Source organism: Streptomyces sp. NPDC044003 (assembly GCF_056435185.1).
Genome location: NZ_JBWKFA010000007.1, coordinates 1 through 23,572, shown reverse-complemented (window position 1 = coordinate 23,572; position 23,572 = coordinate 1). Strand labels below are relative to the sequence as shown.

22 protein-coding genes, 1 rRNA gene and 1 riboswitch are annotated in these 23,572 nt (G+C 70.8%); of the genes, 7 read left to right on the top strand and 16 right to left on the bottom strand.

Features of this window, described 5'->3' with window-relative positions; all coding sequences use genetic code 11:
- Nucleotides 1-44 precede the first annotated feature (44 nt).
- Complete coding sequence (locus AC07AW_RS26165; RefSeq protein WP_478817885.1) at nucleotides 45-1,247, bottom strand: erythromycin esterase family protein; 1,203 nt, start codon at nucleotides 1,245-1,247, stop codon at nucleotides 45-47.
- Nucleotides 1,248-1,316: 69 nt separating this feature from the next.
- Here AC07AW_RS26165 and AC07AW_RS26160 point away from each other — a divergent pair, with 69 nt between their 5' ends.
- From AC07AW_RS26160 to AC07AW_RS26150, 3 genes are read left to right on the top strand one after another with little or no spacing between them, the layout of a single operon-like run.
- Nucleotides 1,317-2,048 (top strand): TioE family transcriptional regulator, encoded by a 732-nt coding sequence (locus AC07AW_RS26160; protein WP_478817884.1) that lies wholly within the window; start codon nucleotides 1,317-1,319, stop codon nucleotides 2,046-2,048.
- A gap of 28 nt (nucleotides 2,049-2,076) precedes the next feature.
- Nucleotides 2,077-2,796 (top strand): GNAT family N-acetyltransferase, encoded by a 720-nt coding sequence (locus AC07AW_RS26155; RefSeq protein ID WP_478817883.1) that lies wholly within the window; start codon nucleotides 2,077-2,079, stop codon nucleotides 2,794-2,796.
- Between the two features lie 37 nt (nucleotides 2,797-2,833).
- Nucleotides 2,834-3,382 carry a GNAT family N-acetyltransferase gene (locus AC07AW_RS26150; protein ID WP_478817882.1) on the top strand — a complete coding sequence of 183 codons (549 nt, stop codon included), beginning with the start codon at nucleotides 2,834-2,836 and terminating at the stop codon, nucleotides 3,380-3,382.
- Here the strand turns inward: AC07AW_RS26150 and AC07AW_RS26145 are convergent.
- Nucleotides 3,360-3,746, bottom strand: coding sequence for a hypothetical protein (locus AC07AW_RS26145; RefSeq protein ID WP_478817881.1), 387 nt, complete (start codon nucleotides 3,744-3,746; stop codon nucleotides 3,360-3,362). The genes AC07AW_RS26150 and AC07AW_RS26145 overlap by 23 nt on opposite strands.
- Nucleotides 3,747-3,868: 122 nt before the next feature.
- Here AC07AW_RS26145 and AC07AW_RS26140 point away from each other — a divergent pair, with 122 nt between their 5' ends.
- A complete protein-coding gene (locus AC07AW_RS26140) occupies nucleotides 3,869-4,678 on the top strand; it encodes a PhzF family phenazine biosynthesis protein (protein WP_478817880.1) in 810 nt (269 codons plus the stop codon).
- A 136-nt stretch (nucleotides 4,679-4,814) separates the two neighbouring features.
- Here AC07AW_RS26140 and AC07AW_RS26135 read toward each other — a convergent pair whose 3' ends face one another.
- A complete protein-coding gene (locus AC07AW_RS26135) occupies nucleotides 4,815-5,606 on the bottom strand; it encodes a CPBP family intramembrane glutamic endopeptidase (protein WP_478818258.1) in 792 nt (263 codons plus the stop codon).
- A gap of 120 nt (nucleotides 5,607-5,726) precedes the next feature.
- The gene (locus AC07AW_RS26130; RefSeq protein WP_478817879.1) at nucleotides 5,727-7,226 is read right to left on the bottom strand and encodes a glutamate-cysteine ligase family protein; all 1,500 of its coding nucleotides are present in this window, start codon (nucleotides 7,224-7,226) and stop codon (nucleotides 5,727-5,729) included.
- A gap of 480 nt (nucleotides 7,227-7,706) precedes the next feature.
- Between AC07AW_RS26130 and AC07AW_RS26125 the strand changes: the two genes are divergently transcribed.
- Nucleotides 7,707-8,297: a hypothetical protein gene (locus AC07AW_RS26125; RefSeq protein ID WP_478817878.1), complete on the top strand. Its 591-nt coding sequence runs from the start codon at nucleotides 7,707-7,709 to the stop codon at nucleotides 8,295-8,297.
- Nucleotides 8,298-8,627: 330 nt separating this feature from the next.
- Entirely contained in the window at nucleotides 8,628-8,834 is a 207-nt protein-coding gene (locus AC07AW_RS26120) for a DUF5999 family protein (RefSeq protein ID WP_116162112.1), read from the top strand.
- A gap of 82 nt (nucleotides 8,835-8,916) precedes the next feature.
- Here the strand turns inward: AC07AW_RS26120 and gcvP are convergent, their stop codons facing one another.
- Complete coding sequence (gcvP, locus tag AC07AW_RS26115; RefSeq protein WP_478817877.1) at nucleotides 8,917-11,802, bottom strand: aminomethyl-transferring glycine dehydrogenase; 2,886 nt, start codon at nucleotides 11,800-11,802, stop codon at nucleotides 8,917-8,919.
- 179 nt (nucleotides 11,803-11,981) lie between these two features.
- Nucleotides 11,982-12,081: riboswitch (glycine riboswitch) on the bottom strand.
- A 113-nt stretch (nucleotides 12,082-12,194) separates the two neighbouring features.
- Here gcvP and AC07AW_RS26110 point away from each other — a divergent pair.
- Nucleotides 12,195-12,569, top strand: coding sequence for a PRC-barrel domain-containing protein (locus AC07AW_RS26110; protein WP_478817876.1), 375 nt, complete (start codon nucleotides 12,195-12,197; stop codon nucleotides 12,567-12,569).
- Between the two features lie 492 nt (nucleotides 12,570-13,061).
- On the opposite strand, the gene AC07AW_RS26105 is transcribed toward AC07AW_RS26110, so the two are convergent.
- The 11 genes from AC07AW_RS26105 to rrf all read right to left on the bottom strand — a co-directional run.
- A complete protein-coding gene (locus AC07AW_RS26105; protein ID WP_478817875.1) occupies nucleotides 13,062-14,447 on the bottom strand; it encodes a DNA polymerase IV in 1,386 nt (461 codons plus the stop codon).
- A gap of 138 nt (nucleotides 14,448-14,585) precedes the next feature.
- Nucleotides 14,586-15,203 carry a MerR family transcriptional regulator gene (locus AC07AW_RS26100; protein ID WP_478817874.1) on the bottom strand — a complete coding sequence of 206 codons (618 nt, stop codon included), beginning with the start codon at nucleotides 15,201-15,203 and terminating at the stop codon, nucleotides 14,586-14,588.
- A 192-nt stretch (nucleotides 15,204-15,395) separates the two neighbouring features.
- A complete protein-coding gene (locus tag AC07AW_RS26095) occupies nucleotides 15,396-15,869 on the bottom strand; it encodes a bifunctional nuclease family protein (RefSeq protein WP_030686418.1) in 474 nt (157 codons plus the stop codon).
- A gap of 138 nt (nucleotides 15,870-16,007) precedes the next feature.
- A complete protein-coding gene (ftsR, locus tag AC07AW_RS26090) occupies nucleotides 16,008-16,754 on the bottom strand; it encodes a transcriptional regulator FtsR (protein WP_478817873.1) in 747 nt (248 codons plus the stop codon).
- A 31-nt stretch (nucleotides 16,755-16,785) separates the two neighbouring features.
- Nucleotides 16,786-17,727: an FHA domain-containing protein gene (locus tag AC07AW_RS26085; RefSeq protein ID WP_478818257.1), complete on the bottom strand. Its 942-nt coding sequence runs from the start codon at nucleotides 17,725-17,727 to the stop codon at nucleotides 16,786-16,788.
- A gap of 81 nt (nucleotides 17,728-17,808) precedes the next feature.
- Nucleotides 17,809-18,747, bottom strand: a complete 939-nt coding sequence (locus tag AC07AW_RS26080) for a DUF881 domain-containing protein (protein WP_478817872.1) — start codon at nucleotides 18,745-18,747, stop codon at nucleotides 17,809-17,811.
- A gap of 5 nt (nucleotides 18,748-18,752) precedes the next feature.
- Nucleotides 18,753-19,085, bottom strand: coding sequence for a small basic family protein (locus tag AC07AW_RS26075; protein WP_015032176.1), 333 nt, complete (start codon nucleotides 19,083-19,085; stop codon nucleotides 18,753-18,755).
- Nucleotides 19,082-20,011, bottom strand: coding sequence for a DUF881 domain-containing protein (locus tag AC07AW_RS26070; protein ID WP_478817871.1), 930 nt, complete (start codon nucleotides 20,009-20,011; stop codon nucleotides 19,082-19,084). The genes AC07AW_RS26075 and AC07AW_RS26070 overlap by 4 nt, the downstream gene beginning before the upstream one ends.
- A 101-nt stretch (nucleotides 20,012-20,112) precedes the next feature.
- A complete protein-coding gene (locus AC07AW_RS26065) occupies nucleotides 20,113-22,608 on the bottom strand; it encodes a sugar phosphate nucleotidyltransferase (protein WP_478817870.1) in 2,496 nt (831 codons plus the stop codon).
- 116 nt (nucleotides 22,609-22,724) lie between these two features.
- Complete coding sequence (gene clsA, locus AC07AW_RS26060; protein ID WP_392158180.1) at nucleotides 22,725-23,333, bottom strand: cardiolipin synthase ClsA; 609 nt, start codon at nucleotides 23,331-23,333, stop codon at nucleotides 22,725-22,727.
- 148 nt (nucleotides 23,334-23,481) lie between these two features.
- Nucleotides 23,482-23,572: ribosomal RNA gene (gene rrf, locus AC07AW_RS26055) — 5S ribosomal RNA — on the bottom strand; the annotation flags it as partial.

Below are 23,572 nucleotides of genomic sequence, written 5' to 3'. Positions count from 1 at the left end.
GTTCACCGAGCAAGACCCGACAGATCGGTCACGGAAGGAGGGCTCTACCGCTGCGGGACGTCCCTGACGAACACGAGCCCGTCGCAGTCCGGGAGATGGGCCGGGTCGAAGGGGGCGTAGCCGAACCAGGGAGACACGCGCGGCGCGGACCGCGTATCGCCGAGGACGGCGGCAAGACGCCGGGCGTCGACGACACAGCGGTCCTCCGGAAGCGCGTACAGGAGCCCCTCGACGGTGTCCGGCGGCGGCGCGTCCACACCCTGGTGCCGGATCGTGCCCAGGGCCATCGCCACGAAGGCGTACTCCTCGCCGAGCTCACCGCTCACCAGCGCGCCGGCGCTCCACCACTCCAGCGGCCGCCCACCCATCCGCATCGAGCTCTTCTCCCGCTGGAGGTGGGAGTTGTGGGCATAGACGAACGTCGGGCCCCGATCGGCGAGCGCGAGCAGGTTGAGGGCCATCATCCGGTCCCGTACGGCCACCAGCCGGGCCAGGCGGGCCGGCGAGGTGTCGGCCATCCAGTGGTGGTACCGCAGCAGACCGAGCGCGGTGCGCCCGTACAGGCTCAACCGGTCCAGGTCCTCCGGCGGGCTCACCGCGTTCAGGTGCGGCCGCTGTTCGTCGAGCAGCGCCACCAGGTCGTCGGCGATCAGCCGCAGCCGGCCGGCCTCGGCGGACCGCCCCACGGACCGGGAGGGGTCCATCATCGCGGCGGGCTCGGTCCACCGGTCGTCGCCGCCGAGCAGCTCGTCGAGCGCGTCCGGGGTGCAGGGGAGGAGGTCCGCGTCCACGTGGGCCGCGAGGTATGCGTGGAGTGCGGTGAGGGCCTGCCGGGGGCTCTCGGCGGCGGTGATCTCCAGCGGGCCGTCGAATCCGGCGAAGCGGAGGTGCTCGGCGGCGGGCCGGCCCTCGTTGTACGCACGCATCCAGCGCACGAGTTCGCGGTTGGCCGCGGAGGCGCCCCAGCCGTGGCTGAATCCGTGCTCCATGACCTCGTCGAGGGTGCCGGTGCCGGAGGTGACGTGGTCGTCCACGACCAGGCCCCGCAGGCAGTCGGTCTCGAGCACGATCGTCCGGTAGCCCTCCTGCTCGACGAGCTGCCGGAAGAGCTCGTTGCGCAGTTCGAGCAGGGTGTCCTCGCCGTGCGTGGGCTCGCCGAGGGCGAGCAGCCGGGGCCGGGCCGGAAGCAGCCCCAGGACGGAGGCAGCGTCGACGGCATGGGTGGTGTCCTTGATGTCAGTCGCCATGCCTTCAACGCTATCGTTGAACTTTCGGTGGAAACTTTTGAGCGTGGAACCCCCGATAGCATCGATCTCATGGGGAAAAACCTTCAAACCGGGGAACGCATCAGGCTCAGGCTCAGACCGGTCGATCTGGCGCGCGAGCACGGTCTGTCGACGCAGGCGGTCAGGAACTACGAGGAGGCCGGCATCCTCCCCGCCGCCGCTCGGACGCCCCACGGCTACCGCACCTACACCCCGCTGCATGCCGGGGCCCTGCGCGCGTTCCTGGCCCTGCTGCCCGGCCACGGCCACCCGACGGCGACGGCGATCATGCGGGCCGTGAACGAGGGCGCGGTCGACGAGGCGTTCCGGCTGATCGACGAGAGCCACGCCCAGCTCCTCGACGACCGGCAGACCCTCCGCGCCGTGGAGAACGCCCTGCGCGACCTGGACCTGGAGCCCACGACGCGCACCGACCCCGGCGGCACCTTCATCGGCCCGCTGGCGAGGAGGCTCGGCATCCGTCCCGCGACCCTGCGCACATGGGAGAACGCCGGCCTGGTCCACCCGCACCGCGATCCTCGGACCGGGTACCGCGTGTACGACGAGGCCGCCGTACGGGACGCCCGGCTGGCCCACCAACTCAGGCGCGGCGGCTACCTGCTGGAGCGGATCGCCCCACTGATCGCCCACGTACGGACGGCCGGCGGCCTGGAACCCCTGGAGGTCACACTGACCGACTGGCACACCCGCCTGTCCGCCCGTGGTCGCGCGATGCTGTCCGGGGCCGCCGAACTGGAGGCGTACCTCCGCGCGCGCGGATGAGCCGCCTCCGACTGGCATGATCGACACCATGTCGACGCATCCCCTCGTGCTCAGGGCCCGCGAGCTCTGGGAGGAACTGGCCGGGGCAGCACAGTCGTTCACACCCGGGGGCGCTGTGCGCCTGATCGTTTCGCCGCAATCAGCCCTGTGCCCGCCTGGATGGGTCGGTGTGGTCGCTCTCGGCGGATCGGCGATCGTGACCGTGCCCGGCGAGAAGAGCGCCGCGACCGTGCGCACCGCCCTGGCGGGCCTGCCGGTGGAGGCCCTGGTGGACGCCGCCTCCGTCCGTGCCGTCCTGCCCGTGGCCAGGATGCTCGGACCCGCGACCCTGGCGTACGTGTCCCCGGAGGGCTTCCGCCCGGCCACCGGACCATCGCCGGTGGAACGACTGCCCGCCGACCATCCGGCCCTGCGCGCCCTCGAAGAGGCCGCCGGGCAGGACGACTCCGCAGAGGCCTCCCTGGAGGAGATCACCTCGCCCGCGTTCGTGGTCCGCGAGGACGGCCGGGTGGTGGCCGCCGCCGGATACCAGGCCTGGCCCCGTCGGACCGCCCACATCAGCGTGCTGACGGCCCCGGAGGCCCGAGGCCGCGGACTGGCGCGGACGGCGGCCTCGGCGGCGGTCGCCCACGCCCTCGCCGCCGGTCTCCTGCCGCAGTGGCGTGCGCGTCCCCCGGCCTCCCGGCGGGTCGCCGCGACCCTGGGCTTCGAGGAACTCGGCACCCAACTCTCCCTGGAACTCACCTGAAAGAGCCGGCACCGAGAGGGTCTGCGACACTCCTTCCATGATCGCCAAGGACACCGCCCCGCTCTTCACCCAGTTCACCTCCCCCGAGGAGCTGCCCGACGGGCTCGTGCCGGCCCTCGTGGACTGCTGGACCGAGGTGAGCGACGCCGGCGGGGCGGCCGGGTTCCCCTTCCCGCCGGTCGACCCGGCGGAGGTCGCCGCCGCGGTCGACCGCATCGTCACGGGACTCGACCCGGCGAGCAGCCGTCTCGTGGTCGCCACGCTCGACGGCGCCCTCGCCGGCTGGCTGTGCCTCCGCCGCGACACCTTCGCCCTGATCGCGCACTGGGGCACCCTGCACCACGTCCAGACCCGCCTCGGGGTACGAGGCCTGGGCATCGGCGCGGGGCTCGTGCGGCACGCCCGGGCGATCGCCCGCGATGAGATGGGCCTGGAGCAGCTGCGCCTCGCGGCACGCGGCGGGGTCGGCCTCGAGGACTTCTACGGCCGGCTCGGCTGGCGGGAGATCGGCCGCTGGCCCGGAGCCCTGCGCCTGACCGCCGACGACGACCGCGACGAGATCCTCATGGTCCTGAATCCCCTGTGACGTCCGGTCCCCCGTCCGGGCACGCCCCACCGCTCCCGCCACGCCGTGCCCGCACGGCACGCACCACCCGGGTGATCCCGTACCCGAGCACCCACGGCAGCACCGTGATCCCGAGGACGTACACGAGGAGGTAGCCGACGAGGTCGTCGGTCCGCGTCGGCTGGTCCCAGGGCAGGAGCAGGGCGGTCGCCGAGACGCCGACCGGCACCAGCGGCAGCAGCACCGTCCACAGCCACGGCCACGGACCGGGCCGCCGGGCGCACCACACGCCCGTCCCGGCCATGAGGAACGGCCCGAACGGCACCCACAGCAGCACCGGGTAGAACAGCAGCGCCCACCACTCGTCCCCGTACCCGAACATCATCGAAGCCCCCCGGCCCACTCGCCCCCACGTACGACCTTCCAGGCCGGCACACGAGGGAACGGGTCCAGTTCTCCGCGATTGGCCTTGGTCCGCTGTTTTCCTCCCCCGGTACGGTCGGTCGCATGCGCATCCGAATCGTCGACGCCTTCACCGACCGGCCCTTCTCCGGCAACCCCGCCGGAGTCCTGCTCCTCGACTCCTTCCCCGACGACGCCTGGCTCCAGAAGGTCGCCGCCGAGGTCAACCTCTCCGAGACGGCCTTCGCCCACCCGCTGCCCGCCGGCGGCGAGGCGGACTGGGCCCTGCGCTGGTTCACGCCGACCACCGAGGTCGACATGTGCGGCCACGCCACCCTGGCCACGGCCCACGTCCTGCACAGCACCGGCATCGCGAGCGGTACCGTCCGCTTCGCGGCCCGCTGCGGCCTCCTGATCACCACCGCCGAGGCCGACGGCACGATCACGATGGACTTCCCGACCTCCTCCCTCACCCCGATCCCCGTCCCCGAGGGTCTGGAGAAGGCGCTCGGTGCCGAGATCGTCGCCGTCCACGACACGGCCGACCACATCGGCGACCTCCTCGTCGAGCTGCGCGACGAGGCCACCGTCCGCTCCCTCTCCCCGGACTTCGCCGCCCTGAAGGGTCTCTCCTCGCGCGGCGTCATCGTGACCGCCGCCGCCGAACACCCGGACAGCGGCTACGAGTTCGTCTCGCGCGGCTTCTTCCCCGCCGTCGGCATCGACGAGGACCCGGTGACGGGCAGCGCCCACACCGCGCTCGCCCCGCTCTGGTCGGCCCGGCTGGGGCGCGAGGAGCTCACCGGCTTCCAGGGCGGCGCCCGTACGGGCCACGTCCGCACCCGACTGCGCGGCGACCGCACCCTCCTGAACGGCCACGCCGTCACGGTCATCGAGGGCGACCTGCGGGTCTGACGCACGAAGACGCGCGAAGACGTACGAAGACGCACGAGGACGCACGAGGACGCACCAAGACGCACCAAGACGCACCAAGACGCACGAGAGGGGGTGTACGGCTCGACCGGCCGTACACCCCCTCTTCTGCGTCCCGTCACACCGTGGGCAGCCAGCCCACCCTCCCGGCCAGCAGCCCGTACCCGACGAAGGCCACGATGTCGAGCAGCGCGTGCGCCGCGACCAGCGGCCCGACCCGCCCCCAGCGGCGGTAGAGCAGCACGAAGACGACGCCCATCACCATGTTGCCGATGAAGCCGCCGACCCCCTGGTAGAGGTGGTACGAGCCGCGCAGCACCGAACTCGCGACCAGGGCGGCCATCGGCGACCACCCCAACTGGCCCAGCCGGCGCAGCAGATAGCCGACGACGACGACCTCCTCCAGGACGGCGTTCTGGATCGCCGAGAGGATGAGCACCGGGTACTTCCACCACACGTCGGGCAGCGATTCGGGCACCACCGTCAGGTTGAACCCGGACGCCCGCGCCGCCAGGTAGAAGGCGAGTCCCGCGCTCCCGATCCCGGCCGCGACCAGCGCCCCGCGCCCGAGGTCGGACCACGGTCGGCTCCGGTCGAAGCCGATGGCCCGCAGCCCCCGTACTCCCGGTCCCTCACGCCACAGCAGATGGGCCACGAGGACGACCGGCACGAGGGCGGTGGCGATGCCGAAGAGCTGCCAGGTCAGGTCGAGCCAGGGCCGCCCGGGGGCGTACGAGCCGTTGAGCGTGGCCGCCTGCTCCTTCAGCGACCCCGGCTTGGTCAGCGAGCCGATGAAGCTGATGAGCGCCGACACCGCGCTCGCCCCGAGCGAGAGCGCGAGCACGATGAGCGTCTCGGAGCGCAGCACACCGCGCGGCAGGCCGTCGGGGGGCTGGGAACCGTCCCTCAGTCGTTGCTCCGACACCACACCTGTCTCCACTTCCCCGTCGCGGGCTCACGCCGTTCCGGTGGTCCCGGTCGGCCGGGACCACCTGGACATGATCGCCCATGGAGGGGGACGAGGAGGAGGTCAGTCGATACCGACCGGCCAGGTGTGCACCGGCTCGCCCGCGAGCATGAGCGTCCGGTACCGCCGGGTCGTCGCCGCGAGGGCCTCTTCCCGGTCGAGGCCCGAGTCCAGGGCCCGGTGGAAGGTGTCGGCCTGCCAGGAGGCGCCGTTCACCCGGCGCAGACAGCGCTGCTCGATCACCCCGAGATAGAAGTCGCGGTCGGCGGGCTCGATGTGCCAGGCGTCGAGCCCCGCCGCGGCGAGCGGCAGCAGCTCGTCGAGGACGAGGCGTACGGCCGGCAGGGTCGCGATGCCGCCGGCCCGCCCCGAGCGGGGCCAGCGCAGCTCCGCCTCGATGCCATGACGGCAGGCGGTGTCGAAGTTGGCCTCGGCGTCCTGGAAGGTCATCCGCTTCCACACCGGCCGGGGGTCGTCGGCGAGCGAGCGGACGAGCCCGTAGTAGAAGGCCGCGTTCGCGATCACGTCGGTGACGGTCGGCCCCGCCGGCAGCACCCGGTTCTCGACGCGCAGGTGCGGGACCCCGTCGACCCAGCCGTACACCGGCCTGTTCCAGCGGTAGACGGTGCCGTTGTGCAGGACCAGCTCCTGGAGGCGCGGGACCCCGCCCCCGTCGAGGACGAGCAGCGGGTCCTCCTCGTCGCAGAGCGGCAGCAGTGAGGGGAAGTAGCGGACGTTCTCCTCGAAGAGGTCGTACACCGAGTCCACCCACCGCTCGCCGAACCAGGTGCGCGGCCGTACGCCCTGGGACTGCAGCTCGGGCGGCCGGGTGTCGGTGGCCTGCATGAAGAGCGGCGGCCGGGACTCGCGCCACAGCTCACGGCCGAAGACGAAGGGCGCGTTGGCGCCGAGCGCGATCTGGACGCCGGACACGGCCTGGGCCGCGTTCCACACGGCGGCGAACCGGGCCGGTGTCACCTGGAGGTGCAACTGCACCGAGGTGCAGGCCGCCTCGGGCACGATCGACTCGGTGGTGCACGACAGGCGTTCGACGCCGTGGATGTCGAGGGTGAAGTCCTCGCCGCGGGCGGCGAGTATCTGGTCGTTGAGGAGCGTGTAACGGGCGTTGTCCGAGAGGTTCTCGGGGACCAGGTCGCGCTGGGCGAGCGTGGGAAGTATGCCGATCATGACGACGCCCGCGTCGAGTTCCGCCGCCTTGCGGTCGGCATATCCGATGCCGGTCCCGATCTCTTCCGCGAGCCGGTCGAATACGCGGCCGTGGAGCTGGTGGGGCGCGATGTTCACTTCGAGGTTGAACATTCCGAGTTCCGTCTGGAAATCGGCGCTGGCGATCTTTTCCAGAACCGGGCCGTTCAGCATCCTGGGCAGCCCGTCGGCGCCGGCGAGATTGAGTTCGATCTCCACGCCCATGAGATTGCGGGGCCGGTCGAACCGTTTCTCCGCCAACAGCCGCGCGAGCCCCGCGAGACACTGCTGGAGCTTTCTGCGGTACTGCTGCCGGTCGGACGGGCCGAACCCGTCGGCCACGACCTTCTGCCCCATCGAAGCGTCCCTCCCCGAATGGGCGGCCGGCGGGACGGCCGCGCGTCACGGACGATGATGCCCACCCCGCTGATCCACAACGCCTGCGGAACCGGCCTGTCGGAGGATAGGCTGGACGGAGCGCTCCACAGGCACATCCCGAGGGCAAGCAACGCGCGACATATACCAATGTCATATTGTCCGGAGACCCCGGGTCGGAATTCAGCCGTCCGCCTTCGCGAGGAATACGCAGGTGAGAGCGGTATCTTCCTCGTGATTCCGCTTCAACTCCCCACGATTACGGCCTGATGACGTCTTGTCAGGAATATCCGCGAGGTCTAGCGGAAACACTGTGTGAACACGTGTCGTATAAACTCCGCGGACGAGGCAGAGTGTTGGCGCCCGGCCATGGCCCCATGGCCCCTCTCTGGCCCCGCCGCCGACAGCGCCGTCGTACCTGCCCACGCATCACCGTGTCTCCTGAGTGAGAGGCGACCCACCATGCTCCGACCCTCCCCGGCCCCTGCGCCGGCCCTCCGCAGTGTCCTCGCGGCCCTCGGCTCACCGACCGCCGTCCGCGAGCCGCGAACTCCCGCGCTGCGGGCCGCACAGGGACCGCTGAGCCCCGAACGACCCCTGCCCGTGCACGTCCTCGACGTCACCGGAGCACCGGGGCTCGCACCCCGCACCCGGCTCACCGGCTGGCGCTTCCTGATCCGGAACGGGGACCGGGCGATCGCCGCCGCGGACACCATGCTCACCCCGGACGGCTGGACCTTCTCGCACTTCTTCGAAGGTCCGTACGTCTCCGCCACGGAACGGGCCCTGCTCCAGGCCGAGGCACTGCCGGTCACGTACCGGCCACAGCTGCTGTCCGTACCGGAGCTCTACATGCTGACGCTCTGGCTGCACGCGGACCCGGAGGCGGACGGCACCACCGTCGCCCCGGCCGCGGCCGATCTGATGGTGCCGCTGGCCCCCGCACCCCCGGGGATCGCGGCCCACCGCCCGTACCAGGTCGCCGATCTCCTGCCCGTGCTCAGTACGCGACTCGCGCCGCCGCCCCTCCTGGGCTCGCCGGCGCCCGCCTGATCGACCCCACGCGTCGCCGCCCCGTGACCCGGCCGGGTCACGGGGCGCACTGCTGTCCGAGCCGTGCGCCCGAACGCGCCTCCCGAACGCCCCTCCCGTACGGACTAGCCCGCTGGGACCACCCCGAACCACCCGAAGAGACGGTGCAGTTGACCTGAACCGCCCCTGCGGGTGATGCGTCTTCCCTGGAGAGGACGAGCTGCCGCGAAATACCTGCGGAAGACCGTCCGTGGGGCAAGACTGGGATCGGAACCGAACCGACCGACGGGGGCGGCCATGAGCGCGCAGAGCCGCAGGACATCCACCACGACGCAGCGAAAGAACCCACCCATGTGCCAGCATCAGCCTGCCTGTCCCACCGCCGACTCCGCCGACCGGGAGGCGGCCCGACTGGTGGCACACCACCCGGAGCAGGGCTGGAGCCTGCTGTGCAACGGTGTCCTGCTCTTCGAGGACACCGGTGAACTGCTGCCGGACGGGCAGATCATCGCCCCGCACCGGCCGCTGACGGCGGGACAGGTGACGACCGCCGCCTGAAGGCGCGCGGCAGGACACCGTACGAGGGAAACGCCGAGGGCCGGCCCGGAGGAGATCCTCCGAACCGGCCCTCGGCACGTGCTCAGTTGTCGTACTCGTCCAGCGGCGGGCAGGAGCAGACCAGGTTCCGGTCGCCGAAGGCACCGTCGATGCGACGCACCGGCGGCCAGTACTTGTCGGCGGCCGAGACACCGGCCGGGAAGACCGCCTCGTCGCGCGTGTACGGGTGGTTCCACTCGCCGCCCAGCGCGGCCGCGGTGTGCGGGGCGTTGTGCAGCGGGTTGTCGTCGGCGGGCCACTCGCCCGAGGCGACCTTCTCGATCTCGGCGCGGATCGCGATCATCGTGTCGCAGAAGCGGTCGAGCTCGGTGAGGTCCTCGGACTCGGTCGGCTCGATCATCAGCGTGCCGGCCACCGGGAAGGACATCGTCGGCGCGTGGAAGCCGTAGTCGATGAGGCGCTTCGCGATGTCGTCGACGCTGACGCCGGTGGCCTTGGCCAGCGGGCGGATGTCCACGATGCACTCGTGCGCGACCAGGCCGTTCGGACCGGTGTAGAGCACCGGGAAGTGCGGCTCGAGGCGCTTGGCGATGTAGTTCGCCGCGAGGACGGCGACCTGGGTGGCGCGCTTGAGGCCCTCGCCGCCCATGAGGCGCACGTACGACCAGGAGATCGGCAGGATGCCGGCGGAGCCCCACGGGGCGGCCGAGATCGGACCGACGCCGGTCTCCGGGCCCGCGGTGGGCTGGAGCGGGTGGTTCGGCAGGTACGGGGCGAGGTGGGACCGGACGCCGACCGGGCCGACGCCGGGGCCGCCGCCGCCGTGCGGGATGCAGAAGGTCTTGTGCAGGTTCAGGTGCGAGACGTCGCCGCCGAAGTGACCCGGCTTGGCCAGACCGACCAGCGCGTTGAGGTTGGCACCGTCGACGTACACCTGGCCGCCGGCCTCGTGGACCTCGGCGCAGATGTCGGCGACGTGCTCCTCGAACACACCGTGCGTGGACGGGTAGGTGATCATCAGCACGGACAGCTCGTCACGGTACTGGGCGATCTTGGCGCGCAGGTCCTCGACGTCGACCTCGCCGTCGTCGGCGGTCTTGACGACGACGACCTTCATACCGGCCATCACCGCGGAGGCGGCGTTGGTGCCGTGCGCGGAGGACGGGATGAGACAGATCGTGCGCTGCTCGTCCCCGTTGGCACGGTGGTAGGCGCGCACCGCGAGCAGACCCGCGAGCTCACCCTGCGATCCGGCGTTGGGCTGGATCGACACCTTGTCGTAGCCGGTGACCTCGGCGAGACGCTCCTCCAGCTCGTTGATGAGCGTGAGGTATCCGGCGGCCTGGTCGACCGGCGCGAAGGGGTGGATCTGGCCGAACTCGGGCCAGGTCACCGGCTCCATCTCGGTGGTCGCGTTCAGCTTCATGGTGCAGGAGCCGAGCGGGATCATGCCGCGGTCGAGCGCGTAGTCGCGGTCCGCGAGCTTGCGCAGGTAGCGCAGCATCGAGGTCTCGGAGCGGTGCGCGTGGAAGACCGGGTGGGTCAGGTACGCGTCGGAGCGCAGCAGTCCGGCGGGAAGCGTGTCCTCGATGGCCGCGTCGAGGGCCTCGACATCGGCCGTGACGCCGAAGGCGCCCCAGACGGCGGTGAGCTGCTCACGCCCGGTGGTCTCGTCGCACGAGACGGAGACGAGGTCGGCGTCGACGCGGTAGAGGTTCACCCCGGCCTCGCGGGCGGCGGCGACGACCTCGTCGGCCTTGCCGGGCACGCGGACGGTGAGGGTGTCGAAGTACGAGCCGTGCACGACCTCGACGCCACCGGCGGTGAGACCGGCGGCGAGGATCGCGGCGTACCGGTGGGTGCGCTCGGCGATCTGCTTCAGGCCGTCCGGACCGTGGTAGACGGCGTACATGCCGGCCATGACGGCGAGCAGCACCTGAGCGGTGCAGATGTTGCTGGTGGCCTTCTCGCGGCGGATGTGCTGCTCGCGGGTCTGCAGGGCCAGGCGGTAGGCGCGGTTGCCGTCGGCGTCGACGGAGACGCCCACGAGGCGGCCGGGCAGGGAGCGGGCGTGCTTGTCCTGGACGGCCATGTAGCCGGCGTGCGGGCCGCCGAAGCCCATGGGAACGCCGAAGCGCTGCGTGGTGCCGACGGCGATGTCGGCGCCGAGCTCGCCGGGCGAGGTGAGCAGGGTGAGGGCGAGCAGGTCGGCGGCGACGGTGACGATCGCGCCGAGCTCGTGGGCCGCGTCGACCAGCGGCTTGATGTCACGGACGGCACCGGAGGCGCCGGGGTACTGGACGAGCACACCGAAGACACCGCGCTCGGCGACCTCGGCGGGGATGCCCTCGCTCAGGTCCGCGACGACGACCTCGACACCGGTCGGCTCGGCACGGGTCTCGATGACGGCGATGGTCTGCGGCAGGGCGTCGGCGTCGACGAGGAAGACACCGTTCTTGACCTTGCCGACACGGCGGGACAGCGCCATGGCCTCGGCGGCGGCCGTGCCCTCGTCGAGGAGGGAGGCACCGGAGGTGGGCAGACCGGTGAGGTCGGCGACCATGGTCTGGAAGTTGAGCAGGGCCTCCAGGCGGCCCTGGGAGATCTCCGGCTGGTACGGCGTGTAGGCCGTGTACCAGGCGGGGTTCTCCATCACGTTCCGCAGGATGACCGGCGGGGTGAAGGTCCCGTAGTAGCCGAGACCGATCATCGGGGCGAGGACCTGGTTGCGGTCGGCGAGCGTGCGCAGCTCGGCGAGGACCTCGGCCTCGGTGCGCGCGGCCGGCAGACCCAGCGCCTCGGCGTTCTTGATGACGTCCGGCACCGCGGCGGCAGTGAGCTCGTCGAGCGAGCCGTAACCGACCTGGGCGAGCATCTTGGCCCGCGCCTCGGCGTCGGGCCCGATGTGCCGCTGCTCGAACGGGATGCCCTGTTCGAGCTCGGAGAGCGGAGTGCGGTTGGCGGTCATGTACGGAGGCCTCCTGGTCGTCACGACCTGCGAGGGGCACCACGGCGCGGGTACCCGGACGGCCTCCCCCTCTGTCATCTCAACCTGAGAGTTTCACCGGCACGCCTCGCGGCCCGCCGGCTTTCACCGTCGGTGAGAGCGGAATGCCGTCGGGCATCCGCTCTGCTTTCCAGAGTGACCTCGTCCGCGCGGTACAGGGGCCTGAGAGATTCCGGGGAGGATTTGCTCCTTCGGCGCCCACCGGAAGGTTTCTCCGGGGGACTCTCCCGCACAGGGTCGACAGCCACAACCAGCCTACCAGCGAGGTTGCGGCTCCCATCGCTCAAGTGGCCGACATCCCAGTTGTGCACTTTCGTAGGGGTGTAGAGCAGTTGCGACCAGTTGGAGGGACCGTGCAGACCGATATCGATCCGCGCAGCCTGATCGGCCGCAAGGCGTTCGACCGGAACGGGCACAAGATCGGAACCGTGGACGAGGTGTACCTGGACGACGCGACCGGCATCCCGGAGTGGGCCGCGGTCCGCACGGGCCTGTTCAGCAGGGACGCCTTCGTCCCCCTGGAGCCGAGCGCGCTGCTCGACGACGGCCTCCACATCCCGTACGAGAGGGCCCTGATCAAGGACGCCCCGGACTTCGGAGTGGGCCGCCACCTCTCGCCGGAGCAGGAACTCCAGCTGTACCGCCACTACAGCCTGACCCTCCCGCCCCCACCCCCGGACACCCCGGACAAGGACTTCGGCCACCTGGCAGGCCAGGACGGCGCCTGAGACGCCGGGACCACCCACCGAGGCCGGGCTACCCAGACCCGCCCTGAGGGCTCACCCCAGAAGGCCACCGAGGGCGCCGCCCAGACCGGCCTGAGGGCCGGGCTCAGGCCGGCCCGAATCACGCACGCTCCGAACGCCGCCGACGTCGCTCCGCGGCACAGAAAGACCCGCACCTCTGCCCACCCACCCGCACGGGCGGTGCGGATGGGACCCACAGCCCGGCCGCCAGGCCGGGCACACCCACCCACCACCCGCCAACGGCGCTACCCCGGCACAAGAAGACCTGCACCTCTGCCCACCGGCACGGGCGGTGCGGATGGGGCCCACAGCCCGGCCGCCAGGCCGGGCACACCCACCCACCCACCACCGCCGCCCGCCAACGGCGCTCCCCCGGCACAAGAAGACCCGCACCTCTGTGCACCAAGCCGCACGGGCGGTGCGGGTGGGAACCACGGCCCGGCCGCCAGGCCGCAAGGCCCCGCGGCCCCGGCCTCACGCCGCCGCATCCCCCCGCACCAGCGGCAACGGCTCCGACGGCTCCAGCTCCGGGTCGTCCACGGAGAACGTCCGCACCCGCCCGGGCCCGGACCACGGCTCCTCGAACCGCACCGTGACCCGCCCGACCCCGCTCCCCTGGACCCACCCGGCCCCGTACACGGCGTGCCGTACGTCGTGCCCTGGCGCCCAGTGCCGTTCCACGGGCCCGTGGTCCTCGGCCTCGACGACCTCCTCGGCCTCAGCCACCACACCGCCCCCAGCCCCAGCACCAGCCCCGGCAACAGCACCAGCCCCCACACCGGCCCCCGCGTCCGCCTGAGCGAACAGGTCCTCCTGCGTGTAGTCCGCCAGGCCGCTCACCCCGACCCCCAGCAACCGCACGCCCCCCGTCGTGTCCACCGCCTCCAGGAGCCGCCCGGCGGCCTCCCGTACGACGCCCGGGTCGTCCGTCGGCCCCCGCAGCGTCTCGGACCGGGTGAGCGTCGAGAAGTCGTACCGCCGCACCTTGAGGACGATGGTCCGCCCGGAGTGCCCGGAAACCCGCAGCCGCCCCACGCACCGCTCCGCGAGCCGTTCGACCTCGATCCGGATCCGTACCCGGTCGTGAATGTCCACGTCGAAGGTGTCCTCGACCGACACGGACTTGGCGTCCCGCTCGGCCACCACGGGCCGGTCGTCGTACCCCTGGGCCATCCGGTACAGCGAGGCCCCGTGCGCCCGCCCCAGGAGCCGTACGAGCTCGTCCTCGCCCGCCTCCGCGAGGTCGGTGACGGTGGTCATCCCGGCGCGCCGCAGGTGCTCCCCGGTGGCCGGCCCGACCCCGGGCAGGATCCGTACCGATCGAGGCCCGAGGAGCTCCCGCTCGGTGCCGGGCTCGATGAGGACGAGCCCGTCCGGCTTGGCCTCCTCGGAGGCGATCTTCGCGATCATCTTGGACCCGGCGAGCCCCACGGACCCGGTGAGCCCCGTCGTCGCGAGGATGTCGGCCCGCAGCCGCTCCCCCACGGCCCGCGCGCTCGCGCTGTCCTCGGCGACGCCACCGGCTTCGAGGTCGACGAAGGCCTCGTCGAGGCTGAGGGGCTCCACGAGCGGAGAGAGCCGCCGGAGCAGCTCCATGACCTGCTCACTGATGGAACGGTAGAAGGCGAAGCGCGGCACGAGATACGCGGCGTTCGGCGCGAGCCGCCGCGCCTGGCCCATCGGCATGGCCGAGTGCACCCCGAAGCGACGGGCCTCGTAGGAGGCGGTGGCGACCACACCGCGCGGCCCGAGGCCACCGACGACCACGGGTTTCCCGCGCAGGCTGGGCTTCGACGCCTGCTCGGCGGCGGCGAAGAAGGCATCCATGTCGAGATGCAGGATGGTGGGCGCGGCTCTCACACGTCCGATGCTGCCCTACGCCACTGACAACGCCCCCGAGGCCCGCCAGGGGCCCACCTCCGCCCCCGGAAAGGCGCCCGAGGCACTCCAAGACGCCCAAGGCACCCCACACCGCTCCGAACCACGGAACGCGCGCCCTCAGACCGCCTTGTCGCGCCGCCGCCGCGCCAGCTCGTCGCCCGGATTGTGCCCGACCAGCGTCTCGCCGGTGTCGACCCGCTCCCCGTGGAGCTGCGACAGCGCGGCCTCGACGTCACGCCAGACGACGCCGACGGCGATACCGAAGACGCCCTGCCCGCCCTGGAGGAGGTCGACGACCTCGTCGGGCGAGGAGCACTCGTACACGGTGGCCCCGTCGCTCATGAGCGTCATCCGCTCCAGGTCCCGAAAGCCCCGGGCGCGCAGGTGCTGCACCGCGGCCCGGATGTTCTGGAGGGCCACCCCCGTGTCGAGGAAACGCTTGACGATCTTCAGTACGACGACGTCGCGGAAGCTGTACAGCCGCTGTGTCCCCGACCCGTACGCGGGCCGCACGCTCGGCTCCACGAGTCCGGTGCGTGCCCAGTAGTCCAGCTGGCGATAGGTGATCCCGGCGGCCGCGCAGGCCGTCGGTCCGCGGTATCCGATCGCCGCGTCGGCGACGCCGGCACCGGTGTCCGTCCCGAAGTCGCCCACACTGCCGTGAAGCGGATACGGACCGCTCTCCCCGGACACGCGTCCGAGCGAGCTCCCTGCCGTACCGTCCGCGCTGCTCATCACGCCGACCCTCCGTCCTTGACCTGCCCACACGAAGGTAGGCAGTCACTCGGGGTGCGTCAACGATCGCCACACTCGGCACGCCGAGTGATAATCACCCTGAGAGTGGTTTCGCGTGTCCCTCTCCGGGGAAAGGCTACTCGAATGCTCTGACGGCACCCCGCGAACGGCCTCCGGCCGCCCCGCTCCGCCTCACTGGCTGCTGCTCCCGAAGTCCTCCGGTGAGATCTGGTCGAGGAACTCGCGGAACTTCTCCACCTCGTCCTCCTGCTCGTCCGGAATCGCGATGCCGGCGTCGTCCAGCACACCGTCGCTGCCGAAGATCGGCGTTCCGGTCCGAAGGGCGAGGGCTATCGCGTCGGACGGTCGCGCGCTCACCTCGACGCCACTGGCGAAGACCAGCTCGGCGTAGAAGACCCCGTCACGCAGATCCGTGATGCGGACCTCGGTGAGCTCCTGTCCCACGGCTTCCAGCACGTCCTTGAACAGGTCGTGCGTCAGCGGCCGCGGAGGAGCCATGCCCTGCTGGGCGAAGGCGATCGCGGTCGCCTCACCCGGTCCGATCCAGATGGGGAGGTACCGATCGCCTCCCACTTCACGCAGGAGCACGATCGGCTGGTTGGAGGGCATTTCCACCCGGACACCCACAACGTCGAGCTCGTTCACACAGCAACCCTAGGACGTGCCCGACCGGTTTGGATAGTCGGGCCCCTCCGGGCCCCCTCCCCGAGTACCCTCCGAGGCCTCCCCGAGCACCCCGTGCCACGGGAACCGGGCCACCGGAACCGTGCCCGGGAAACCGGGTCACTGCAGGCGGATCCCCAGAGCCGTCTGGACGAGTGCCGCATGCAACCGCACCGACTGCGCGGCGAGCTCCTGCGCGGTGGCCTCCGCGTGGGCCCTGGTCTGCGGGTTACGGTGCCGGCGCAGTGGTGCGACCACCTGCTCGATCAGCCCGGCCTCCCGGTCGGCGGCCGCCTTGACGGCCCGCAGGTGCCGGGGTTCCAGACCGAACCTCCCCAGATCCGCGACAAGTCTGGCGACGGTGACGGCCTCGGCGTCGTAGCCACCGCCCGCCGTCTCGGCGATCAGACCGTACGACTCCCACTCGGCGAGCTCGGTCTCGGTCACCTCGGCGGCGGCGATCAGCTCGTCCCGCCCGAGCCGCGCGACGGTCGGCGACTCCGTCTCGTCCTGCTCCCAGGCCCCTTCGAGGAGGTCCCGCCGCCGCCCGGGCGCCGGAAGCTTGATCTGCTCGCCCCGCTCCAGGGCGTCGAGGTGCTCGCGGATGACCTTCAGCGGAAGGTAGTGGTCCCGCTGCATCCGCAGGATGCGGGCGAGCCGCTCCACGTCCTGCGGGCTGAACTTCCGGTATCCGGAGGCCGTCCGCCGGGGCTCGACCAGCCCCTCGGCCTCCAGGAACCGGATCTTGGAGATCGTCACTTCGGGAAATTCGTCGCGCAGCTGGTTCAGCACCGTGCCGATGCTGACCAGCCGGTCGCCCGCGGTGGCGGTGCCGGATCCGGCACCGCCCGTCGGTGTTCGCAGCATGGACCTTCCCTGAAGGGGATTCCCCGAGGCGTCACACGCCTCGCTGGCTCGAGTAGAAGACCAGCCGGTACTTGCCGATCTGCACCTCGTCGCCGTTGGACAGAACGACCGAGTCGATCGGCTCACGGTTGACGTAGGTGCCGTTGAGGCTGCCGACGTCGGCGACGGTGAAGCTGCCGTCCTGGGCCCGGCGGAACTCGACATGACGCCGGGAGACGGTGAAGTCGTCCAGGAAGATGTCGCTCTGCGGGTGACGGCCGGCCGTCGTCAGCTCGCCGTCGAGCAGGAACCGGCTGCCCGAGTTCGGACCCCGGCGCACCACGAGGAGCGCGCTGCCCGCGGGCAGCGCCTCCACGGCGGCGATCGCCTCGGGAGACAGCGACGGAACGGCGGTCTGACCGGTGACCTCCGCGTCGTACGCCTCAAGGCCCGAGATGGAGATCGTCGACGTCGTCTCCGACGCACGCTCGGCGGCGACCCCGCCCCGCAGCGGCGTGCCGCAGTGGGAGCAGAAACGGCTGTCGGCCGTGTTGCGGTGACCGCACCTCGTACACACCGGCATGGACGCATCCTCCTGCCGCGGCTGCCCCGCGGAGGTCTGTGTCGCGTACGGGTCGGACGCAAACCCTCCACCCGTACCTGAGGTTGATGGTTCTCCGAAACCTATGCGGGCGGCACCGGCGGGGTCAACAGAAGACGCGCCCTGTGTGCCCGGAATGTCACCGCCCCGACCCTCGACCTCGTCGCGGAAGAGCGGGCGCTCGCCGCCCTGCTCCTCGCTCTGGGCGTGGCGCGGCGCGGCGTGCCTGGCGTTGCCGCTGTCCTCACGTCCGCTCTTGCCGAACAACTTCGCAAAAAAACTCACGGGCGATTCCCCTTGACCGAAACAGACCCGCCCGTGGGGCAGGACGAACCGAGATCCTTCACACCTGCCGACCCGGACACTTTCACAACGTCCGTATCCTCCGGACAGTTTCCACCACGCACCACCGTTGTGGTGCGCCGACCCCCCGCAACGTCTTGCCCTTGTCGCGGGACCCCCTCCGTCCCCCTCTCACTGGGAGGACGACTGAGCGTAGTCAGGCCGCTTCGCGGGTCGCAAGGCGTCGACGACGATCTTCGTCGACCGCTCCACCGTGGCTGTGGCCTGCTCCTTCTCCAGGGTCTGCACGACACCGCCGGGGATGTTGAGCGCGGGCTCGAGATCCTCCGGCTTGCCGATGACCTTGAAGACGTACGGAGCGGCCACCTTCGTTCCATCGATCCGCATGTCATCACCGCTACCGGTGAAATAACTGTCCGCGACCACCCGGACACCGTTGACCTGGATCGCCTCGGCACCGGCAGCGCGCAGCTCCTGGATGGCGTCGAGCAGCATGTCCGACTCGACCGCCCCGGTGGGATCCCCCACGGTGAGGGTGATGCCCGGCCCCTCGGCGGCGACGCTGCCGGCCAGGATGCCGAGCTGCCGCTCCTTCTCCTGGGTCTGCTTGCGCGCCTCCTCGGCCTGGTCCGAGCTGGACTCCAGCTCGGAGCGCTGCTTCTCGAGGCGCGACTTCTCGTCCTCCAGGCGCTGCGTGCGGTCGTCGAGTTCGTCGAGGATCCGCACGAGGTCCTCCTGACGGGCCCCGCGCAGCGCGCTGTTCTCGCTCGTCGAGGAGACCTGGATGGCCAGGCCCAGACCGAGGACGAACAGCAGGAGCGCGACGACGAGTTGGGCCCGGGTCAGCCGCGGCGGCCACAGCGCGGAGGCGAGCCTCCGCCGCCCACTCGGCTGGGCGGCGGCCGGCGCGGCCGCGGCCGGCGGCCCGGCCGCGACGGGCACCTGCGACTCGGCACCCGCGGCCTCGGGCTTCGCGACCGCGGGCGTCTCAGCCGCCTCAGGTACCTCAGGCGTCTTGGGCGTCTCAGGCGTCTCGGACGCTTCGGGCTTCTCGGGGCTTCGAGGCTGCTCGGGCTCGGGCCGCTCGGAGTTCTCAGGGTTCTCGCTCATCGGCCTCACGCCCGGAAGACGTGACGCCGGATGGCGGCCGCGTTGGAGAAGATGCGGATGCCGAGCACGACGACCACACCGGTCGACAGCTGCGCGCCCACGCCCAGCTTGTCGCCGAGGAAGACGATCAGCGCGGCCACGACCACGTTGGACAGGAACGAGACCACGAAGACCTTGTCGACGAAGATCCCGTCGAGCATGGCCCGCAGGCCGCCGAACACCGCGTCGAGGGCGGCGACCACGGCGATCGGAAGATAGGGCTCGACCACCGCCGGAACCTCGGGGCGGACCAACAGTCCGACCACGACTCCGACGATCAGGCCCAGTACGGCGATCACGATGTGCCCTTCCCTGTGTCGGCCGTGGCCCGACCGGAGGGCGTCGCCACCCCGGCCCCCCTCGGCTCTGCGGTACGTACGGTCAGGCTCGGCGCGGCCGGCAGGCGCACATCGCCCTCGGCCGAGATCCTGCTCCTGATCCCGAAGTTCTCCACCAGCGCGTGCAGGTACTGCCCGTCGGCGCTGTCCTGGAACGCGGTGCTCAGCCGCTGTCCGTCCCCGATCGCGAGGACGGTGTACGGCGGCACCAGCGGCTTGTTGTCGACCAGTATGGCGTCACCGGCGGCCCGGATCGCGGACAGCGATGTCAGCCTCTGCCCGTTGATCGCGACGGCCTCGGCACCCGACTCCCACAGCCCGTTGATCACCCGCTGCATGTCCCGGTCACGGACCCGGCCCGTGTCGGAGAAGCCGCTGCTCTCCCTCGGACCGCCGCCACCGGAGTCGGTGCCCTTGGCGTCGTCGACGACGAGCTTCACACCGGGGCCGTGCACGGCCGTCGCGCCCGAGAGGAGCGCCACGAGCTCGGCCTGGTCGCCGCCGTGCTGCTGCAGAGCCTGCCGCTGCCGGTCCCCGACCTCGGTCCGGATCCGCTCGACGTCCGCCTCCAGCTGGTCGGCGGTCGACGTCTCCCGCTCGATCCGGTCGATCAGCTCCTGCCGCTCCTTGGCGACGACCGGCGCGGAGATCCGCGCCTCGGCCGCCCCCACGGTCACCACGACGGCGGCGAGCAGAAGACCCGCGGCGACACCCAGCTTGGCCCGAAGGTTACGGGGCATCCCGCCGCCCTCGGCCGCTCGCCGGGCCGTCGCCTCGGCGTAGCCGTCGTCGAGCGCGTGGTCGATCACGTTGTTCAGCAGCGACATCGACGCGTCCGGACGCGGCGGCGGTGATCCGGTGCTCCGAACGGGGGGCTGCTGCGACATGCCGCACATCGTCGCACGTCGCACGGCCTACCGCCGAATGGCCCCCATGTACGGCCGGGAGACACCCCTCGGGCGCCTCCCGGCCGGAACCTCCCCTACCGTCAGCGACCTGCGCTGTCGACCACCTCGGCCCACTCGTCGAGCAGGGCCTGCGCGGAGGCGTCGTCGGGCCCCTCCGCCCACAGATGGGTGACGGCCTCGGCGGGGTCGGGCAGCACCATCACCCACCGCCCGTCGGCCTCGACCACCCGCACTCCGTCGGTGGTGTCCACGGACCGACTGCCCGCCGCCTCGACCACCCGACGCATCACCAGACCCTTCACGGCCCACGGGGTCGCGATGTCCTTCTTCAGGACGTGCGCCCGCGGGATCCGGGCGTCGATCTGGCTCAGCGTGAGCTGTGTCCGCGCGACGAGGCCGATCAGCCGCACGAAGGCGGCGGCCCCGTCGAAGACGCTGCTGAACTCGGGCACGATGAACCCGCCGCGCCCGTCGCCGCCGAAGATCGTCGACTCCTCGCGTCCGACCCTCGTGAGGTCGTCGGGCGAGGTGGTCGTCCACTCGACCTGGGTGCCGTGGTACGCGGCGACCTGTTCGGCGATACGGGTCGTGGTGACCGGCAGCGCGACCCGCCCGGACCGCCGCTCGGCCGCCACGAGGTCGAGCATCACCAGGAGCGCCCGGTCGTCCTCGATGATCCGCCCCCGCTCGTCCACGAGCGAGAGCCGCTCGCCGACGGGGTCGAACCGCACACCGAAAGCGGCCCGCGCCGAGGCCACGATCTCCCCGAGCCGCACGAGCCCGGCCCGCCGGCTCTCGGCCGACTCGGTGGGGCGGGACTCGTCGAGCCCGGGGTTGATCGTCAGCGAGTCGACCTGGAGCCGCCCGAGCAGACTGGGCAGGACGAGCCCGGCACTGCCGTTGGAGGCGTCCACGACGACCTTCAGCCCCGCCTCGGCGATCCCCGTGGTGTCGACGTTCCGCAGCAACGACCCGGTGTACGAGTCGAAGACGCTCGCCGGGAAGGACAGATCGCCGATCTCCCCCGGGAACGCCCGCCGGTACTCCTGGCGCGCGAACACCCGGTCGAGCTTCCGCTGCCCGCCCTGCGAGAGGTCCGCTCCCCGTTCGTCGAAGAACATGATGTCCACGGAATCGGGCACCCCGGGCGAGGTCCTCACCATGATCCCGCCGGCGCTTCCCCGCGCGGTCTGCTGCCGCGCCACCGGCAGCGGTACGTTCTCCAGGTCCCGTACGTCGATGGCGCTGGCCTGCAGCGCCGAGATCACCGCCCGCTTCAGCGCCCGGGCACCCCGGGAGTGATCGCGCGCGGTGGTGACGGTCGAGCCCTTCTTCAGGGTCGTCGCGTACGCCCCCGCCAGCCGTACGGCCAGCTCGGGGGTGATCTCCACGTTCAGGATGCCGGAGACCCCGCGCGCTCCGAAGAGATGGGCCTGCCCGCGGGACTCCCAGATGACGGAGGTGTTGACGAAGGCGCCGGCCTCGATCGTCTTGAAGGGGTAGACGCGCACGTTGCCCTGCACGATCGATTCTTCCCCGACGAGGCACTCGTCCCCGATGACGGCGCCGTCCTCGATCCGGGCGGCCCGCATGATGTCGGTGTTCTTCCCGATCACACAGCCGCGCAGATTGCTCTGCTGCCCGATGTAGACGTTGTCGTGGACGACCGCCTTGTGCAGGAAGGCACCGCTCTTGACGACCACGTTCGAGCCGATGACGGTGTGCTCACGGATCTCGGCGTCCGCTTCGACCTTGGCGTAGTCGCCGATGTAGAGCGGTCCACGGAGCACGGCGTCGGGGTGCACCTCGGCGCCTTCCGCGACCCAGACCCCGGGCGAGATCTCGAAGCCGTCGATGTCGACCTGGACCTTGCCCTCCAGGACGTCCGCCTGGGCCTTCACATAGCTCTCGTGAGTGCCGACGTCCTCCCAGTAGCCCTCGGCGACATAGCCGAAGATCGGCTTGCCCTCCTTCATGAGCTGCGGGAAGACATCACCCGACCAGTCGACCGGAACATCCGCTTCGACGTAGTCGAAGACCTCGGGCTCCATCACGTAGATGCCCGTGTTCACGGTGTCCGAGAAGACCTGCCCCCAGGTCGGCTTCTCCAGGAAGCGCTCGACCTTTCCCTCTTCGTCGACGATCGTGATCCCGAATTCCAGCGGATTGGGCACCCGGGTCAGACAGACCGTGACGAGGGCGCCCTTCTCCTTGTGGAAGGCGATGAGATCGGAGAGGTCGAAATCGGTGAGCGCGTCCCCCGAGATGACGAGAAAAGCGTCGTCCTTCAACGCTTCCTCGGCGTTCTTCACACTTCCCGCTGTACCGAGTGGCTTTTCCTCGTTGGCATACGTGAGCTCCATCCCGAGCTCTTCTCCGTCGCCGAAGTAGTTCCTGACGAGAGAGGCGAGAAACTGCACGGTGACGACGGTCTCGTTGAGACCGTGCCTCTTGAGCAGTCGTAGGACGTGCTCCATGATCGGCCGGTTCACCACCGGCAGCAGAGGCTTGGGCATGCTCGAGGTCATGGGGCGAAGGCGGGTTCCTTCGCCACCGGCCATCACGACGGCCTTCATGTCGGAAGCGTCCTCCTTGAAGAGACGACGGTCCTGCCGACTTCACCTGTCCGCTCAGGGGCCCTCGGACGTCCTCGTTGTTGCCGGCGACGCTGCTCGACACAGGACAGACGGGCTCAATCGGCCGCGGTATCCGCCTTCACGAGTCGACGGACCTGGACCACGTAGAGGATCCCTGCCCACCAATACAGAGTTGTACCCCATCCGGCGAAGGCCCACCCGAAAACTTCAGCGAGTGACGAGAGCCAGCCCGTTCCGTCACTGAGAAGCAGCAGCGGGAACGCGTACATCAAGTTGAAAGTGGCAGCTTTCCCGAGGAAGTTCACCTGCGGCGGCGGGTAACCGTGCCGGCGGAGGATTCCCACCATCACGAGCAGCATGGCCTCGCGCGCCAGAAGCGCGGCGGTCAGCCACAGCGGCAGGATCTCCCGCCAGGTGAGTCCGACGAGAGTGGACAGGATGTACAGACGGTCGGCGGCGGGGTCGAGCAGCCGGCCGAGGTTGCTGATCTGGTTCCAGCGCCGGGCGAGTTTGCCGTCGAGATAGTCGCTGATGCCGCTGAGCATCAGCACGAGCAGCGCCCAGCCATCGCTGTTGGGACCGCCGAACACAGGTCGGAGAATCAGCCACAGGAAGAGTGGCACACCCACGAGCCGAGCCATGCTCAGGATATTGGGGATGGTGAGGACCCGGTCGGTCTGAACGCGAGTCTCCTGGACCTCCACCCGGGGGCCTCCTGCTGGGAACGTACGGACGATGCCCCCTGACCTTACCCTCAGCCACAACACCGCCGCGCACAGGGGCACCACCTGGCGGCAGAACGCAAAAAAGCCTCAACCCCCGGACAATGTCCGGGGGTTGAGGCTAATAATTGTTCGGCGGCGTCCTACTCTCCCACAGGGTCCCCCCTGCAGTACCATCGGCGCTGAAAGGCTTAGCTTCCGGGTTCGGAATGTAACCGGGC

Coding starts and splice junctions, on each gene's coding strand:
- AC07AW_RS26165 (WP_478817885.1), bottom strand. CDS start 1,247: ATGGCGACTGACATCAAGGACACCACCCATGCCGTCGACGCTGCCTCC.
- AC07AW_RS26160 (WP_478817884.1), top strand. CDS start 1,317: ATGGGGAAAAACCTTCAAACCGGGGAACGCATCAGGCTCAGGCTCAGA.
- AC07AW_RS26155 (WP_478817883.1), top strand. CDS start 2,077: ATGTCGACGCATCCCCTCGTGCTCAGGGCCCGCGAGCTCTGGGAGGAA.
- AC07AW_RS26150 (WP_478817882.1), top strand. CDS start 2,834: ATGATCGCCAAGGACACCGCCCCGCTCTTCACCCAGTTCACCTCCCCC.
- AC07AW_RS26145 (WP_478817881.1), bottom strand. CDS start 3,746: ATGATGTTCGGGTACGGGGACGAGTGGTGGGCGCTGCTGTTCTACCCG.
- AC07AW_RS26140 (WP_478817880.1), top strand. CDS start 3,869: ATGCGCATCCGAATCGTCGACGCCTTCACCGACCGGCCCTTCTCCGGC.
- AC07AW_RS26130 (WP_478817879.1), bottom strand. CDS start 7,226: ATGGGGCAGAAGGTCGTGGCCGACGGGTTCGGCCCGTCCGACCGGCAG.
- AC07AW_RS26125 (WP_478817878.1), top strand. CDS start 7,707: ATGCTCCGACCCTCCCCGGCCCCTGCGCCGGCCCTCCGCAGTGTCCTC.
- AC07AW_RS26120 (WP_116162112.1), top strand. CDS start 8,628: ATGTGCCAGCATCAGCCTGCCTGTCCCACCGCCGACTCCGCCGACCGG.
- gcvP (WP_478817877.1), bottom strand. CDS start 11,802: ATGACCGCCAACCGCACTCCGCTCTCCGAGCTCGAACAGGGCATCCCG.
- AC07AW_RS26100 (WP_478817874.1), bottom strand. CDS start 15,203: ATGAGCAGCGCGGACGGTACGGCAGGGAGCTCGCTCGGACGCGTGTCC.
- ftsR (WP_478817873.1), bottom strand. CDS start 16,754: ATGCTGCGAACACCGACGGGCGGTGCCGGATCCGGCACCGCCACCGCG.
- AC07AW_RS26080 (WP_478817872.1), bottom strand. CDS start 18,747: ATGAGCGAGAACCCTGAGAACTCCGAGCGGCCCGAGCCCGAGCAGCCT.
- AC07AW_RS26070 (WP_478817871.1), bottom strand. CDS start 20,011: ATGTCGCAGCAGCCCCCCGTTCGGAGCACCGGATCACCGCCGCCGCGT.
- AC07AW_RS26065 (WP_478817870.1), bottom strand. CDS start 22,608: ATGAAGGCCGTCGTGATGGCCGGTGGCGAAGGAACCCGCCTTCGCCCC.